The sequence below is a fragment of the uncultured Roseibium sp. genome (assembly GCF_963675095.2).
Classification (GTDB): domain Bacteria; phylum Pseudomonadota; class Alphaproteobacteria; order Rhizobiales; family Stappiaceae; genus Roseibium.
In genome coordinates this window covers 38,997-54,971 of record NZ_CAXXSJ010000032.1, presented here as the reverse complement: position 1 = coordinate 54,971, position 15,975 = coordinate 38,997, and the positions used below count along the sequence as shown (strand labels likewise).

Genomic DNA, 15,975 nt, shown 5'->3' with positions numbered 1-15,975 from the left:
AACTCGCAAAACAAGTTAGTATGTCTTTGTTGCCAATTGCCTAACTCAAGGGAAGACTTCCAAACGAGGGCAGGGGGTGGCGGACAAGGAGACAGGATCACAAAATGTGCGGCCGCTTCAGCCTGACAGCCACACCGGAAGATGTTCGAGCGCTTTTCGCCTATATCGATCTGCCGAACTTTCCGCCGCGCTATAACATCGCACCGACCCAACCGATCGCGACCGTGCGCCGGGAGCATGGCGAGCGGCACTTCGCGCTTGTGCGCTGGGGTCTGGTGCCGTCCTGGGTAAAGGATCCGGCAAGCTTCTCGCTCCTGATCAATGCCCGCGCCGAGACTGCGGCCGAAAAGCCGTCGTTCCGGGCCGCCATGCGCCATCACCGGTGCCTGATCCCGGCCTCCGGGTTTTACGAATGGCGGCGGACGCCGGAAGGCAAGCAACCCTACTGGATCAGCCCGGCGCACGGCGGCCTCATGGCTTTTGCCGGTTTATGGGAGACCTGGTCCGACCCGGACGGCGGCGACATCGACACCGGCGCGGTGCTGACCACTCCCGCCAACCGGACGATCGGACAGATCCACAACCGCATGCCCGCGATCCTGATGCCCGAAGCCTTTGACGACTGGCTCGACACCGGCAATGTCATGGCCCGGGATGCAACGAAAATGCTGGCACCGGCGCCGGAGGATTACCTGACCGCGGTTCCGGTTTCTCCGAGGGTGAACAAGGTCTCCAACGACGACCCGGACCTGCAAAGCGAGGTCGAGCCCGAGGAAGCCACAACGCCAGAAAAGCCAAAACGGGTAGCCGCCGCATCAAAGCCCGGCGACGGGCAGATGGACCTGTTTTAGCGGCGCGGCCTGGAAATAGCTCTGTTCAAACGATCGCGCCTCGACTATCTGGGCAGTCCGATCATCAAGGGAAAACGGACGCATGAGCGAGGTCGACGAAGACGCCCTGGCCGAAGTCTACAACCGGGGGCTGGATCTGGAGAAGTCCGGCGATCTGGAAGGCGCGGCAAAGGCCTATCGCGAAGCGCTTGAACTGGATCCCTCCGACACAGGTGGGGTCTCGATCCGTCTGGCGGCCATGGGCCGGGGCGACACGCCGGAAAAGATGCCGGACGCCTATGTGGAAACGTTGTTCGATCAGAACGCGGATGTGTTCGACGACATCCTGGTCGACCAGCTCGGTTACTGCGTGCCGCTGATATTGCGCGAAAAGGTGCGCCAGCTCGGCATTGGTCCCTTTCAGCGTCTGCTCGACCTGGGCTGTGGCACCGGCCTGACCGGTGTTGCCTTCAGCGATTGCGCGGAACACCTGACCGGGGTCGATCTGTCCGAGCGCATCGTCGAACTCGCCTTCGACCGGGAAGTCTATAATGACCTTTATGTCGGCGAAGCCGTGTCCTTCCTGGAGGAGTTCGAGGAAGACGACGGCAGCCGCCCGTCCTGGGACCTGATCGCGGCAACGGATGTCTTCCCCTATCTGGGTGTCGTCGAACCGATCCTGAAGGCGGCGACCGACCGGCTGGTGCCTGGCGGTTATCTTGCTTTTTCGACGGAAACCTTGCCTGATGATGTGCTGCAGGGCCGGCCTTATATGGTCGGGCCGAAGCAGCGTTTCGCGCAAGGGGAAGCCTATTTGCGGGACCGTCTGGCAGAGGCAGGCTTCGAAATCCTGTCCTTCGACCCGATCACCGTGCGGCTGGAAGACGGCGAACCGGTGCCGGGTCATCTGGTAGTTGCCCGAAAATCCTGACGACGAAACTATTCTAAAAAAATCATCCGACCGCCAAGGATCGGCCATGCCGTTTCGTCTAATCTATCAAGATGGACATGCAGGCGAACGACGAGGATCTGGCAGAACTAGCCGCCGCAGGCAACGCGGGCGCGTTCCGCTGCCTGCTCGAACGCCATTATGACCGGGTCTACCGGCTGGCCTTTCGTCTCACCGGCCTGCGCGAGGACGCGGAAGATCTGGCGCAGGATATCTGCGCGTCCCTGCCCAAACGGCTGCAGAGTTATCGCCGCGAGGCGAAGTTCACGACCTGGCTTTACCGGGTCGTCCTCAACGCGGCCCGGGACATGCACCGGCGCAAGGCGTCCGCGAACCGCGCCACCGACGGCTACGAGGAACTCGCCAACCTGGAACGGGACGGCCGCGAGGAGGACGATGACCAGACCGCCTGGCTTTATGAGACGCTGGACCGGATCGGCGGCGATCTTCGCGAAACCGCGATCCTGGTGTTGGCGGAAGAGCGAACCCATGCGGAAGCCGCGGAAATCCTGTCGGTCAAGGAATCCACGATCTCCTGGCGCATGTCGAAACTGAAAGACAAACTCAAATCCATCGCGAAAGCAGACGCATGACGGACGAGTTGGAAAAACTGAAGGCGGCCTTCCGCCAGGAACGGGCAAGCGACCCGGATCCTGAGGCACGCCATGCCGCGATCCACGCGGCGATGCTTCAGTTCGAGGAGCTTGAGCAGGAAAAAAATGTTGCGGCCGACCAAGGATCGGCGGCTGAGGATCGTCTCAAGACAAGAGCCAGTGAAATTTCGGCTCGGATCTTGAGGAGATTTTCCATGACCATGACCCGTTCAAGACTTTCCTACATTCTGGCCGGCGGCGTGAGCCTCGCCGCCCTCGTTCTCGTCGTCAATCTGAATTCCCAGAACCTTCCCGGCCTGCCTCCACAGCACGGAGATCGGGAGCAGGCGGCACCGGCCGGAGGCGGATTGCTGAGCCTGAATTCAGCGAAGCCGGAAGCGCCGGCGCCTGTGGTTGAAGAACAGTCCAGCCCCGAAGTCAGCTATGATGTTGCCGCGGAACCGGCGCCTGCTCCGGCGTCAGGCGCAATCGCGCCGATGGCCGCGGCTCCATCGATGGCGGCCAAAAGAATGGCCGACGGACGGACGCGCACGATGGCACAGACGCGCGCGCCACAATCCGTCGGCGGTCTAGTCCCATACAGCAATCTGGCCGGCACGGACGATTCGACCCCCGGCTATCAGGACCAGGGCCGCGACCGTTTTTCCAACGTGCCCGACAATCCGGTGAAACGGGTCGCCGATGATCCGGTCTCGACCTTCTCCGCCGATGTCGACACCGCCTCTTATGCCTTCGTCCGCGGTTCTCTGAACAGGGGCGTCCTGCCGCCCAAGGATGCGGTCCGGATCGAAGAGATGGTGAACTACTTCGACTACGATTATCCGGTGCCCGCGGACCGGAGCCAGCCGTTCAAGGCGGATGTCTCCATCATGCCCACGCCGTGGAATGCTGAAACCCGTCTGATGCGGATCGGGATCAAGGGCTACGAGATCGAACGGGCGGAAGCGCCTAAAGCCAATCTGGTGTTCCTGATCGATACCTCCGGGTCGATGAACGCGCCGGACAAGCTGCCGCTGCTGCGCCAGGCCTTCCGGATGCTGGTGTCCAATCTCAGGCCCGACGATGTGGTCTCCATCGTGACCTATGCGGGCAGCGCGGGAACGGTGCTGGAGCCGACGAAGGTTTCCGAGACCGGAAAGATTTTCGCGGCGCTCGACAACCTGTCGGCCGGCGGGAGCACCGCGGGTGGCGAAGGTATCCGCCAGGCCTATCAGCTTGCCGGAGAACACATCGACAAGACCGGCATCAACCGGGTGATCCTGGCAACCGATGGTGATTTCAATGTCGGCATCAGCGATCCGGAGCAGCTGAAGGACTTCGTCGAGCGCAAGCGCGAGACCGGCGTGACCCTGTCCGTGCTGGGGTTCGGACGCGGCAACTACAACGACCTTCTGATGCAGGAACTGGCGCAGAACGGCAATGGCAACGCGAGCTACATCGATACGCTGAGCGAGGCGCGCAAGGTGCTGGTCGACGAGGCAAGTTCCACCCTGTTCCCGATCGCGAAGGACGTGAAGTTCCAGGTCGAGTTCAACCCGGCCGAGGTCAGCGAATACCGCCTGATCGGTTATGAGACCCGCACGCTGCAGCGTGAGGACTTCAACAACGACAAGGTCGATGCCGGCGATATCGGCGCGGGCCACACGGTGACGGCGCTTTACGAATTCCGCCCTTCATCGGCGACCGGCGCCCTGATCGAGCCCTTGCGCTACCAGACGGAAGCCAAGTCCGACACAGGAGACAAGACGGTTACAGGGTATAAGACGGGCGAGATCGCGTTCCTGAAGATCCGCTACAAGCTGCCGGATGAGGACGTGAGCAAGCTGATCACCACACCAATCGGCGCGGATGCGGTCAAGGCGGAGATCTCTGAGGCTTCGAACGACACGCGGTTCGCGGCTGCGGTGGCAGGCTTCGGCGAAATCCTGAAGGGCGGCAAGTATACCGGCAGCTACAGCCTGGACGACGTGCTTGCCCTGGCAGCCTCGGCTCGCGGGAATGATCCCTACAATTACCGCGGATCCTTCCTCGAACTGGTTCGTCTCGCCAAGAGCGCCGGGGCGATGGAACCGCTGAAGAAGTAAGAGAAGAAGCAGAAAAGGAAAGCCCCTGTCCCTGGAAAGGGCAGGGGCTTTCTGTGCGCGGACTAGCTCGCCAGACGGCGAACACGCATATGCGGGACGCCGTCGGAGGTCTTGGCGGCGGTGACGCCGTATTCATCCACCGTCGCGGTCACGCGGGTCCGGTAGGCGGAGAAACTGTCGAAACTCACCACATCCACCGGCTCGTCGAAGCGGATGGTCACCCGCAGGTGCCCGTGGGCACCGACAGCCGCCACGCCGATGACTTCGCCGGTAAACGGCTGATGCAGATACTCGCCGCTCACCCGGTCGCCGAGCGACAGCAGCACCTTCGGCCCGTTTCCGGCCGCCGCGTGCAGGGTGTTCCAGTCGCGGTAGCCGTATTGCCGGGCAACCAGCTCCAGTGCCTGGCCGTGGCCGAGCGGTTTGCCATCCACCACGGGAACAGCCGTACGCAGTCTTTTCGCCTGAGCCTTGAGCTCGGATATGGTCGGTAGGGACATTGCCAACGCCTTTCATGTCGTCACAGGCGCATTCGACGGGGCTCGCATTGCCATCGGCCTGCAGGAACATGCAAAGGCTGATCGAGGCCGGCAGGCATTCGAAAACGAATTCTCTGCCGGGAAGGTTTCACCAGAGGTTTTCACCCGCGAGCGGCCGGGACCTTCTGCCCGGATGCCCAGATAGGAAGGCGCCCGGCTTTTGTCAATGCCGGACGCCAGTTCGCATCAGTGTCGCTTAGAGAACCCGGCCCGGATTGAGCAGGTCCTTGGGGTCGAAGGCCGCCTTGACCCGCTGCATCAGGTCGAGTTCCAGCTCGCTCTTCACACCCTTCAAAAGGTCGCGCTTCAGACGCCCGATGCCGTGTTCGGCCGAAATCGATCCGTGGAAGTCATGGACGATCCCGTGGACGATGGTGTTCATCGCGTCCCACTTGGAAAGATACTCTTCCTTGTCCATGCCGAGCGGCTGGCTGACGTTGAAGTGGATGTTGCCGTCGCCGAGGTGGCCGAAGGGAACCGGACGGCAGCCGGGGACGAACTCCCTCACGGCAGCCATGGCCTTGTCCAGGAACGCGGGGATCGAGGCGACGGGAACGGAGACGTCGTGCTTGATCGAGCCGCCCTCGTGCTTCTGCACCTCCGACATGCCGTGGCGAATGTGCCAGAAGTCCTTCACCTGGGACAGGCTCTGGGCAAAGGCGGCATCTTCCACGAGGCCGGCCTCGAAGGCTTCTCCGAGGATCGATTCCATCAGGTCGCGTACCGGAAAGGCTTCCGAGCCGCTGGACAGTTCCATCAGAACGTACCAGTCATGGGTGCCTTCCAGCGGATCGCGAGCACCGTCCAGGTGGGCAAGGCAGAATTCGACCCCGATGCGCGGCAGGATTTCAAAGCCGGTCAGGACCGGTCCCGCCTGCGCCTTGGTGATGGAAAACAGCTTCAGCGCTTCATGCGGGCTGGCCAGCCCGATGAAGGCCACTTCCAGCTTCTTCGGCTTGGGGAAAAGTTTGAGCGAGGCTGCCGTGATGACGCCGAGCGTCCCTTCCGCGCCGATAAACAATTGTTTCAAATCATAACCGGTGTTGTCCTTGCGCAGGGTGCGCAGACCGTTCCATATGTCGCCGTTCGGAAGCACCACTTCCAGCCCCAGGACGAGGTCCCGGGTGTTGCCGTAGGCGAGCACGGCGGTGCCGCCGGCATTGGTGGAAATGTTGCCGCCGATCTGGCAGGAACCCTGGGCGCCGAGCGACAAGGGGAACAGGCGGTCGACCTTTTCGGCTTCGTTCTGCAGCGTCTCCAGCACGACACCGGCATCCACGGTAATGGTGAAGCCGTCCGGATCGACGTTGCGGACCTTGTTCATCCGGCCGAGGCAAAGCACGATTTCATCACCGGTTTCCGTAGGAATTTGACCGCCGACGAGCCCCGTATTGCCGCCCTGCGGAACGATCTTCAGGCCGTTCTCGTAGGCATAGGTCAGGACCGCGCTGACTTCCTCCGTCGAGCCCGGCCGCAGCACGATGGGCGCTGTGCCCCGGTACAGGTCGCGCTGTTCGACCAGGAACGGCGCCTTGTCTTCCGGGGTGGTCAGAACGTTGCCGGCACCAATGATCTCGGCAAAACGGTCGGCATGGGAGTTTCGCTCCATGAGCGCGGATCCTCGTCTTTGGTAAGGGTGAATTCGGCCGGCAACATAGTTGGTTGGATCGCGCGCGTCGACCGTTCATTCCACAGGGTCCGGCTTGAAGGAACAGGGGGGGTATGCCATAGGAAGCTGCCCTCTCGGGTGGTTAAGGGAATCCTTCTGGAGATGACGATGGCGGAAACGCGCGGACTTATGAGCGGCAAACGCGGACTGATCATGGGCCTGGCGAACAACAAGTCGATTGCATGGGGCATTGCCAAGTCCCTCAGCGACGCGGGCGCGGAACTGGCCCTGACCTATCAGGGCGATGCCTTGAAGAAGCGCGTGGAGCCTCTCGCCGAACAGCTCGGTGCTTTCGTGGTCGGTCATTGCGATGTGACCGAGGCCGAAACCATCGATACCGTCTTCAAGGTCCTGGAAGACAAATGGGGCAAGATCGACTTCGTCGTTCACGCCATCGCGTTTTCAGACAAGGAAGAACTGACCGGCCGGTTCGTGGATACCACGTCGGCGAATTTTACCCGCACCATGGACATCTCCTGTTATTCGCTGACCGCCGTGACCCAGCGCGCGGAAAAGCTGATGACCGACGGCGGTTCGATCCTGACGCTGACCTATTACGGCGCGGAAAAGGTCATGCCGCATTACAACGTCATGGGCGTTGCCAAGGCGGCTCTGGAAACCAGCGTCCGTTACCTGGCCATGGACCTCGGTCCGAAGAACATTCGCGTCAACGCGATTTCAGCCGGTCCGATCAAGACCCTGGCCGCCTCGGGCATCGGCGATTTCCGCTATATCCTGAAGTGGAACGAGTACAACTCGCCTCTGCGCCGGACGGTCACGATCGAGGAAGTCGGCGACAGCGCCCTGTTCCTGCTTTCGGACATGAGCCGTGGCGTGACCGGAGAGATTCAGCACGTCGATTGCGGCTACAATATCGTCGGGATGAAAGCGGTCGACGCGCCCGATATTTCGGTCGTCTAGGACGGATCATTGCGCTCTTGAAATGGCCGGGTTTCCGGCCATTTCTTTGAATAGACTTCCATTCTTGCCATTTCGACCCGAACACAAGGGCCGCCCAGATCACTCTGTCGGTTTCTCCCATGACGTCCCTCCTGCCTCGTTTGCACAACCCGGACCTTCTGATCTTTATTCGCCACGGCCAGACTGACTGGAATGCGGAAGGCCGCATGCAGGGGCAGAAGGATATTCCCTTGAACGCGACGGGTCGGGAACAGGCCCGCCGGAACGGCAATCGGTTGAAATCGTTTCTGGAAGACGCGCGGATCGATCCGGCCGACCTGGATTTCATGGCGTCACCGCTCGGCCGCACCCGCATGACCATGGAGCTTGCCCGAACCGAAATGGGTCTGGCGCCGGAGGCTTATCGCCTGGAAGACCGGCTGAAGGAGCTGACCTTCGGCTCTTGGGAAGGCAGCACGCTGGAGGAGATCGCGGAAAGCGTTCCGCACCTTGTCGAGCAGAGGCGGGTCGACAAATGGGGATTTGCGCCGCCCGGCGGCGGCGAGAGCTACGAGATGCTGGCGAAGCGCATCGGCGGCTGGCTGCAGACGATCGGTCGGCCGAGCGTCGTCGTTGCCCATGGCGGTGTGTTCCGGGTGCTGCGCGGTCTGCTGGAAGGCCTGGAGTGCCGGCGCGTACCGAAACTGCCCGTGCCGCAAGACGTCGTTTTCATCTGGCGCGATGGACGCCTGGAAGAAATCTGATACCAGGGCGAAGAATGCTCTAATTGAAATTTTGCTGCCGCGGGAATTGGACGACAGCCGGATTCCATCGGTTGGCCTTGGCCAGAAGGTCCGCTTCCGGGATTGCCTTGGAGATCAGGAAACCCTGGATGACATCGCAGCCGTTATCGGCAAGCCACTCCCGTTCACTCTCGGTCTCGACACCCTCTGCCAGAACGGAGATGTCCAGGCTGCGGGCAAGCTGGATCAGCGCGCGCGTGAATTTCTGCAGTCCGGGGTCAAGATCGATCCCGCTGATGAAGCTGCGATCAATCTTGACCCGGTCCACATGCAGATCGCGCAGGCTGGAGATGCTGGAATGGCCTGTTCCGAAGTCGTCGAGTTCGATGCGGAAACCGTGACGTGACAGGCTGGCCACACTCGCACGGATTGGAGCAGCGGCATATTCGTCGATCATGACGGCCTCGAGGATTTCGATGCTGACCTGCGATGGGGTCAGGCCGGCGGTGTCGACTTCCTCCAGCAGGAGATCGACGCAGGCGGGGTCTGACAAGAGGCTTGCCGACACGTTCAGCCCGATGTGAAACGGGATCGGGCTTTGTTGCAGAAGCCTGGTCGTCATCCGCATGGCCTGATGGCGCACGGACTGGTCGATCGCCTCCATGTAACCGGCCTCGGTGGCGGCAGGCAGAAAGCTCCCGGGAAAGCGGACGCCTTTCTTCAGATCGACCCAGCGGACCAGGGCTTCGGCCCCCACCAGGTCGCCGGTTCTGGCCGATACCTGGGGCTGATACCAGGGAACGATCGATCCTTCTGAGAGGGCGATCTGCAGATCCTTGGCAATTTCGGCGTTCTTTTCGAACGTGTCGCGCATCTCCGGCTTGAACAGGCAGACGGCGAGCGAGCCCTTGTTCTTGGCGGATCGGGTGGCAAGCCCTGCATCGATGATGAGCTGCTCCCCCGGTGCCATGTCCGGCTCTGTGATCGAAATGCCGATACTACTGTCCAGGCGCAGTTTGTGTCCATGAATGTCCCGCTCGCGTCCAATGGCCTTCGTCAGGGTTTGTGCCATTTCGCAAAGCTGATCCGCCGAACCGATGTTCCGGCGCAGCAGCATGAATTCGGTCCCACCGGTCCGGGCGACAAAGTCTCTGTCGCCACTGATCCCGACCAGAATCTCGGCTGTGGTGCGCAGGGCGGCATCGCCGACATGATCGCCGTGCTGGTGATTGAGCGCCTTGAAGTGCCGCAAGTCGATCTGGATCAGGCCGGTGGCGCCGCCTTCCGCCGCCTGGGCAATTGCATCTATGGTTTTCTTCAGCGCCCGCCGGTTCGGAAGACCGGTCAGGGGGTCGTGATAGCCAAGCTTGTGGAACTCCTCGAGAGTCCGGTTCGCGATGGAGCGACCGAAGAGAATAGCCAGTCCGAAAGCGGCCAGGATGACGAGGGCACCGATTGCACAGGCAACATAGACGGAGATCACAGTCGCGTTCCGGTGGTCTTCAAGATCCATGGCGAGGTAGTCGATGGACCCTTCCCAGAGTGTGAGCGTACTGTTCAATAGGCTCTGAACGGCCATTTGCGCCGGTTCGACGACAATCTCGCTGCCCCGGGTCGCATCATGTGTCGACATCAGGAGTTTGGCGCCGGCCTCCTGAAACCTGTTGTTGGCCGCTCGATAGGCTGCAGCAAGTTCCTTCAGCACCCGGGCCTTGTCATCCGGCAAGAGGTCGAAATGCGAACTGGTTATTCTGGCGGCTTCATCGGCGGCGAATTTGAACTGGCCGCCCTGCACCGGGATCGACATCTTGTCCCAGAGGTTGATCGTTGGCTTTTCGGCTGCGCGCGTGCCGGCGCTCATCATTTCGCTGGCTTCGACGATCACGGTCAGAAGAGTGTTGTCGACAAGATCGGTCAGTTCGACCGTTTCGAAATGCGTGATTGACGACAGTTTCACCGATTGCGTGATCATGCGAACGATCAGGCGCGCATCACGAATGGCCTCGCTTCGGGACGTCTGGCTGAGGAAGGCCGCATAGGCCGTCTGGAGGCGCTGTGTTTCGTCTGCTGTGAAGATATCGGGATCGGCAAATTCAAGCTTCTGCGGGACATTCAACGGTTTGTTGGTCTCGATGCGGTGCCGGATAAGCGGTCCCAGGTCACGGATCATCGCAAGGCCGTTCAGGCCATGATCGACCGCTCGGACGTCATCCAGCGACTTCTTGATCCAGAGCGTTGCAAACAGCAAACTGGGTGCAAGCAAAAAAACAATAATGCCCGTCAGCCACCTGCGAATATTCACGATGCCTCACTCGATACGCGGCGAAAACAAAAACATCGTAGTTCTTTGATGTTTAAAATTTCGCAAAGTCGGCATCCAAAACACGTTGCTAAAACAGAGAATATTTATCGAGCGGTTTTTATTTGGGATTATTGCCAATACCGCTTGCGGAAATCGCGGTAGCTACGTTGTCTTGTTTGGTCGGAAGGTCTCCCAAAATCGCCCCGGCTTTGTCTTGCTGCCAAGCCTATTGCTTCGGGAACACAACGCCGGGTCTTGAGCTCACGGGCGTCATGCCGTATCGCTTGCGCCAACACCTTCTGGATTAAAGGCCGCTGCCGAACCGGCGCTGGGAAGCTTAATACATGTCGCATAATATCTTCGGTCATCTGTTTCGCGTCATGACCTGGGGCGAAAGCCATGGTCCTGCAATCGGCTGCGTGGTCGACGGCTGCCCGCCTTTGCTGCCTTTGACGGAGGCCGATATCCAGGGGTTCATGGACAAGCGCAAGCCGGGACAGTCGCGGTTTACGACCCAGCGCCGCGAACCGGATGAAGTCCGGATCCTGTCCGGGGTGATGATCGATGACGACGGTGTGCAGAAGACCACCGGCACGCCGATTTCCCTCCTGGTTGAGAACACCGATCAGCGGTCGAAGGATTATTCCGAAATCAAGGACCGGTTTCGTCCGGGCCATGCCGACTATACCTACGATGCGAAATACGGCATTCGCGACTACCGTGGTGGCGGCCGGTCTTCGGCGCGCGAAACCGCCATGCGCGTTGCCGCCGGCGCAATCGCGCGCAAGATCCTGAGCGGCGTCAGCATCCGCGGCGCACTGGTGCAGGTCGGTCCGCACAAGATCGACCGGTCCAACTGGAACTGGGGAGAGGTCGACAACAATGCGTTTTTCTGTCCGGACAAGGCGGCGGCGGAGTTCTGGGCCGACTATCTGGACGGCATCCGCAAGAGCGGGTCCTCTGTCGGTGCAGTGATCGAGGTGGTTGCCGAGGGCGTGCCGGCCGGTTGGGGCGCCCCGATCTACGGCAAGCTCGACACCGAAATCGCCGCGGCTCTCATGTCGATCAACGCGGTGAAGGGCGTGGAGATCGGCAACGGCTTCGAAGCCGCGACCCTGACCGGCGAGGAGAACGCCGACGAGATGCGCATGGGCAATGACGGCAAGCCGTTTTTCCTGTCCAACAACGCTGGCGGCATCCTGGGCGGCATTTCCAACGGCGATCCGATCGTCGCCCGCTTTGCCGTCAAGCCGACATCCTCGATCCTGACCGAACGCAAATCGGTCACCCGTCAGGGCGAGGAAGTCGACGTCATGACCAAAGGCCGTCACGATCCTTGCGTCGGCATCCGCGCGGTACCCGTCGGCGAGGCCATGATGGCCTGCGTGCTGGCCGACCATTTCCTGCGTCATCGCGGCCAGGTCGGTTAGAGCGGTTTCCGATCACACTTTCGCGATCTGGCGCCGAATCCGGCCCTCGGTTACATCTTGTTACAATTTGCAGGCCCCGCGAAGCTGGATTGCCGGAGGGAGCTTCCTAAAACTATCGGCAGCAGATCTGTGATCTGCCGTCTATTCGGAGGGAAGCCATGAATGATATAACGCCGGTTGTGCGGAAAACCGCGAAGGATTTTCCGCAGGAGCTTTTGGAACTCTACGATTTCTACGTGCACGGAAAGATCACCAAGCGCGCGTTTCTGGAAGGCGCCGGCAAGTTCGCCGTTGCCGGGGTGACGGCTACCATGCTGCTCGATCAGCTCTCGCCGAATTATGCGCTCGCCCAGCAGGTGGCGCCCGATGACGCGTCGATCGTAACCGAGCGGATCACCTATCCCTCGCCGAACGGCCATGGCGAGGTGAACGGCTATCTGGTCCGCCCGGCCGGTGCCACGGGCAAGCTGCCCGCCGTCCTCGTCGTGCATGAGAACCGTGGCCTCAATCCCTATATCGAGGATGTGGCGCGCCGCATGGGTAAGGCAGGCTTCATGGCGCTGGCGCCCGACGGACTGACGTCGGTCGGCGGTTATCCCGGGAATGACGACAAGGGCCGTGAACTGCAGAAGACCGTCGATGGCACCAAGCTGATGAACGATTTCTTCGCCGGCTTCGAATATCTGCGCGGCCGGGACGATTGCACCGGCAAGGTCGGCGCGGTCGGTTTCTGCTATGGCGGAGGGGTGGTCAATGCGATTGCGGTCGCCTATCCGGAACTGGCCGCCGGAGTGCCCTTCTACGGCCGTCAGCCGAAGGCGGAAGATGTTGCAAGCATCCAGGCGCCGCTGCTTCTGCAATACGCCGCATTGGACGAACGCATCAACGCCGGCTGGCCGGCCTATGAGGAAGCCCTGAAAAAGGCGGGCAAGACCTACACCGCCCACATCTATCCTGATGTGAACCACGGGTTCCACAACGACACCACGCCGCGCTACGACGAGGCCACGGCAAAGCTCGCAGAAGAACGCACGATCGCGTTTTTCAACGAGTACCTAAAATAGCGCGTCCGCGAGCGGCCTGATGAAGACCGCCAGCAGCCCTGCGCCAAGCAGGGCTGCTGTCTTGGCTATGGACCGGGTGGCGATCAGCCCGTAGGAGATCAGTCCGAGACCAACGCCGATCTGGACGAAGGCAACGAGGGCCGCAAGCGGTTCGCTCGATAGCGAGATCAGCGCAGGATTCGCGATCATGCCCAACGGGATGACATAGAGCCCGACCCCAAGGCCCATCGAGGTTATGGCCACTTTCAGCCAGTTCTCCCCCACCATGCCGGCCGCAATGAACACGGCGCCGCACACCGGCGGCGTGATTGTCGACAAAAGCGCGAACCAGAACACGAAGAGATGGGACTGCAGAGGTGCGAGGCCAAGCTGGGTCAGCGCGGGTCCAGCGACCGACACGCAGATGACATAGGCTGCCGTCGTCGGCACCTCCATGCCCAGGATAAGACAGGCAAGCGCCGTCAGCAGGAGCGACGGCCAGAGAAGCCCTCCCGAACCGGACAGGATCAGCGAGGTGATCTTCACTCCAAGGCCGGTAATGGACAGGACGCCGATGATGATCGAGGCGCACAGGATGATCGATGCAATCATCGCCACCTGACGGGCCGCCGTGACCAGCGCTTCCTCGATGCGCAGCGATGCCTGCTTCAGGTTCACCGACAGGCTTCCGTCGATGAAAAGCAGGATGAAGCCGGTGAGAATGGCCAGGCTTGCCGAGTATTGCGGCGTGTAGCCGGCGGCAAACATCCCCCACATCAAAACGCTGAACGGAACCAGGAAGAAGGCGGTGGTGATCACCGTATTCTTCAGGTCCGGCCGGTCGGCCGCGTCGATGCCCTTGAGTTCCAGTGTGCGGGCATGGGCGTTGATGCCGATCCAGACCGCGATGAAGTAAAGCAGGGCGGGGAGGATCGCCGCACCCATGATGGAGGTGTAGGGAACGCCGGTCAGCTCGACCATCACGAAGGCGCCCGCCCCCATGAGGGGGGGCATGATCTGGCCGCCGGAAGAGGCGACCGCCTCGACGGCCCCGGCGAGCCGTTTCGGATAGCCGAGCTTGGTCATGGCGGGCAGGGTGATGGCGCCTGTGGAGGCCACATTGGCGGAAGCCGACCCGGAAATGGAGCCGAACAGGGCGGAGGAGATAATCGACACCTTGGCCGCGCCGCCGTTGAGCCGGCCGGCCGCAGCGGCGGCCACGTTCATGAAGCCCTTGCCGGCTTCCCCGGCGTTGAGCACGGCGCCGAAGATCACGAAGATGGCGACGACGGACACCGAGATGCCCGCAAGGCTTCCCCAGATTCCGCCTTCGGCGATGGTGAGCGTGCCGAGAAAACTCTCAAGCGGCGTGCCGGCATGGCCGAACTCGCCGGGAATATAGTGGCCGAACAAGCCATAAGCGAGGGCAAGGAGTGCCACCATCGGCAACGGCCAGTTGATGGCGCGCCGGGCGGCTTCCAGAACGGTGGCCAGAAGAACCACGGCGATGACGATCTGAAAATCGCCTTCCAGAAACCCGTATTGATCGAGCAGCCGTTCGTGGTTTACCGCGACCCACAAGCTGGCGCCGGTCCCGAAAAGCGCAAACAGCAAACCGGTCACGCGCAGGAACGGAGAGGCCGGAACGAACAGGAAGATCCAGGGCAGGGCGAGCGCCAGATGCAGCGGCCGGCTGACCAGATTGGGCACAAGGCCTGAAAAGATCAGCCCCAGGTGAAACAGGACAAGGACTGTCGCGCAAAGGAGGCGGCCGACCCGAACAAGTTGGTCGGCGGATTGGGAAGGGCTTTGCATGAATGGCTCTGCAAGGCGATCCCCGGACAGTTACGACTGCCCGGGGACCGGATGGGAACGGCGGATTACTTCTGCGCGTCGGTCAGCGGAAAGCCGGCTTCCTCGTAGTAGCGCAGGGCGCCGGGATGGATCTTGCCGGTGATCGTGGCCATCAGGCCCTGGTCCACCCCGTTCCACCAGCGGCTCGTTTCGCCCATGGCGGCCTTGGTATCCCAGAAGGTCTTGGTGAGCTGGTAGGCCGTGTCGTCGTCCATTGCCAGGGTCGTGTAGGCGACCACCGGAAGGGACGTGGTCGTGATGTCTGTGTCCTGGCCAGCATAGGTGCCGGCCGGAATGACCAGCTTTGAGCGCTTGGTCTCGGCGATCTGGTCATCGGACAGCGACAGCACGGTGACGTTGGTGGAGGCCGCCGCTTCGACCACGTTCGGTGCCGGCCATGAGCCGGCGGTGACGAAACCGTCGATCTGGCCGTTCTTCAGCGCCGGGACCGCATTGGAGAGTTCCACTTCGGCCAGCTTGACTTTGCCTTCAAGGCCGAACAGGCCGAGATATTTCTCCCCTTCCTTGGCACCGAAAGAGCCCTTGCCGAGCAGGATCGTCTTGCCTTCCAGCCCGGCAAAATCGGTCACGCCGCTGTCTTTGGCCATAACGAAATGCATCGTCAGCGACGGGATCGGGAACAGGGCCCGGATATCGTTGAATTTCGGGCTGGTCTTGCCTTCGAACATGGCCTTGCCGGCCTGGGCCAGGCCGACGAGCGCGGGCGGTGTGGTGAATACGTAATCGCCGCCGCGGGCGCGGGTTTCCATGACGTTCTGCACGGAACCCTGGCTCTCCTCGACAGTGACGATGATATCGCCTTTCGAGCCGGCCTTCATGGCTTCGGCGATCTCCACTCCCATCTGGTAATAGGAAGAGCCGGTCTTGGCGGATTTATAGGTGATACGTGTCTCAGCGGACGCCGGCAGCGTCATTGCCAGGCCGGCGAGCGCGGCCAGTCCCAGTCGAAATGTTTTGGTGAGCATGGTTTCCTCCTGAACGGCGAAGGGGACAGGGG

The 15,975-nt window shown here is 61.4% G+C and carries 13 protein-coding genes; 8 read left to right on the top strand and 5 right to left on the bottom strand.

Annotation, left to right across the window (positions count from 1 at the left end; all coding sequences use genetic code 11):
* Positions 1-104: 104 nt before the first annotated feature.
* From ABIN98_RS12695 to ABIN98_RS12680, 4 genes are all read left to right on the top strand, one after another.
* On the top strand, positions 105-851 hold the full coding sequence (locus ABIN98_RS12695; RefSeq protein WP_346910454.1) for an SOS response-associated peptidase: 747 nt from the start codon (positions 105-107) through the stop codon (positions 849-851).
* Positions 852-933: 82 nt separating this feature from the next.
* Entirely contained in the window at positions 934-1,761 is an 828-nt protein-coding gene (locus ABIN98_RS12690; RefSeq protein ID WP_346910453.1) for a methyltransferase, read from the top strand.
* Between the two features lie 77 nt (positions 1,762-1,838).
* The gene (locus tag ABIN98_RS12685; RefSeq protein ID WP_346910451.1) at positions 1,839-2,372 is read left to right on the top strand and encodes a sigma-70 family RNA polymerase sigma factor; all 534 of its coding nucleotides are present in this window, start codon (positions 1,839-1,841) and stop codon (positions 2,370-2,372) included.
* Positions 2,369-4,477 (top strand): VWA domain-containing protein, encoded by a 2,109-nt coding sequence (locus ABIN98_RS12680; protein WP_346910450.1) that lies wholly within the window; start codon positions 2,369-2,371, stop codon positions 4,475-4,477. The genes ABIN98_RS12685 and ABIN98_RS12680 overlap by 4 nt, the downstream gene beginning before the upstream one ends.
* Before the next feature lie 62 nt (positions 4,478-4,539).
* Here ABIN98_RS12680 and ABIN98_RS12675 read toward each other — a convergent pair whose 3' ends face one another.
* Together ABIN98_RS12675 and ABIN98_RS12670 are read right to left on the bottom strand one after the other, a co-directional pair.
* Positions 4,540-4,983, bottom strand: a complete 444-nt coding sequence (locus ABIN98_RS12675; RefSeq protein ID WP_346910448.1) for a glyoxalase superfamily protein — start codon at positions 4,981-4,983, stop codon at positions 4,540-4,542.
* A 229-nt stretch (positions 4,984-5,212) separates the two neighbouring features.
* Entirely contained in the window at positions 5,213-6,625 is a 1,413-nt protein-coding gene (locus tag ABIN98_RS12670; protein ID WP_346910446.1) for an FAD-binding oxidoreductase, read from the bottom strand.
* A 168-nt stretch (positions 6,626-6,793) separates the two neighbouring features.
* On the opposite strand from ABIN98_RS12670, the gene fabI reads away from it, so the two are divergent.
* On the top strand, positions 6,794-7,606 hold the full coding sequence (gene fabI / locus ABIN98_RS12665; protein WP_346910445.1) for an enoyl-ACP reductase FabI: 813 nt from the start codon (positions 6,794-6,796) through the stop codon (positions 7,604-7,606).
* Positions 7,607-7,725: 119 nt separating this feature from the next.
* Positions 7,726-8,349, top strand: coding sequence for a histidine phosphatase family protein (locus ABIN98_RS12660; RefSeq protein WP_346910444.1), 624 nt, complete (start codon positions 7,726-7,728; stop codon positions 8,347-8,349).
* Positions 8,350-8,368: 19 nt separating this feature from the next.
* On the opposite strand, the gene ABIN98_RS12655 is transcribed toward ABIN98_RS12660, so the two are convergent.
* The gene (locus tag ABIN98_RS12655; RefSeq protein WP_346910442.1) at positions 8,369-10,591 is read right to left on the bottom strand and encodes a bifunctional diguanylate cyclase/phosphodiesterase; all 2,223 of its coding nucleotides are present in this window, start codon (positions 10,589-10,591) and stop codon (positions 8,369-8,371) included.
* A gap of 383 nt (positions 10,592-10,974) precedes the next feature.
* On the opposite strand from ABIN98_RS12655, the gene aroC reads away from it, so the two are divergent.
* Entirely contained in the window at positions 10,975-12,060 is a 1,086-nt protein-coding gene (gene aroC / locus ABIN98_RS12650; protein WP_346910440.1) for a chorismate synthase, read from the top strand.
* Positions 12,061-12,218: 158 nt separating this feature from the next.
* Entirely contained in the window at positions 12,219-13,124 is a 906-nt protein-coding gene (gene yghX, locus ABIN98_RS12645; RefSeq protein ID WP_346910438.1) for a YghX family hydrolase, read from the top strand.
* On the opposite strand, the gene ABIN98_RS12640 is transcribed toward yghX, so the two are convergent.
* Together ABIN98_RS12640 and ABIN98_RS12635 are read right to left on the bottom strand one after the other, a co-directional pair.
* On the bottom strand, positions 13,116-14,918 hold the full coding sequence (locus ABIN98_RS12640; RefSeq protein ID WP_346910437.1) for a TRAP transporter fused permease subunit: 1,803 nt from the start codon (positions 14,916-14,918) through the stop codon (positions 13,116-13,118). The two genes, yghX and ABIN98_RS12640, sit on opposite strands and share 9 nt — an antisense overlap.
* 65 nt (positions 14,919-14,983) lie before the next feature.
* Positions 14,984-15,943, bottom strand: a complete 960-nt coding sequence (locus ABIN98_RS12635) for a TAXI family TRAP transporter solute-binding subunit (protein WP_346910436.1) — start codon at positions 15,941-15,943, stop codon at positions 14,984-14,986.
* Positions 15,944-15,975: the final 32 nt, after the last annotated feature.

Coding starts and splice junctions, on each gene's coding strand:
- ABIN98_RS12690 (WP_346910453.1), top strand. CDS start 934: ATGAGCGAGGTCGACGAAGACGCCCTGGCCGAAGTCTACAACCGGGGG.
- yghX (WP_346910438.1), top strand. CDS start 12,219: ATGAATGATATAACGCCGGTTGTGCGGAAAACCGCGAAGGATTTTCCG.
- ABIN98_RS12670 (WP_346910446.1), bottom strand. CDS start 6,625: ATGGAGCGAAACTCCCATGCCGACCGTTTTGCCGAGATCATTGGTGCC.
- ABIN98_RS12695 (WP_346910454.1), top strand. CDS start 105: ATGTGCGGCCGCTTCAGCCTGACAGCCACACCGGAAGATGTTCGAGCG.
- aroC (WP_346910440.1), top strand. CDS start 10,975: ATGTCGCATAATATCTTCGGTCATCTGTTTCGCGTCATGACCTGGGGC.
- fabI (WP_346910445.1), top strand. CDS start 6,794: ATGGCGGAAACGCGCGGACTTATGAGCGGCAAACGCGGACTGATCATG.
- ABIN98_RS12685 (WP_346910451.1), top strand. CDS start 1,839: ATGCAGGCGAACGACGAGGATCTGGCAGAACTAGCCGCCGCAGGCAAC.
- ABIN98_RS12640 (WP_346910437.1), bottom strand. CDS start 14,918: ATGCAAAGCCCTTCCCAATCCGCCGACCAACTTGTTCGGGTCGGCCGC.
- ABIN98_RS12635 (WP_346910436.1), bottom strand. CDS start 15,943: ATGCTCACCAAAACATTTCGACTGGGACTGGCCGCGCTCGCCGGCCTG.
- ABIN98_RS12680 (WP_346910450.1), top strand. CDS start 2,369: ATGACGGACGAGTTGGAAAAACTGAAGGCGGCCTTCCGCCAGGAACGG.
- ABIN98_RS12660 (WP_346910444.1), top strand. CDS start 7,726: ATGACGTCCCTCCTGCCTCGTTTGCACAACCCGGACCTTCTGATCTTT.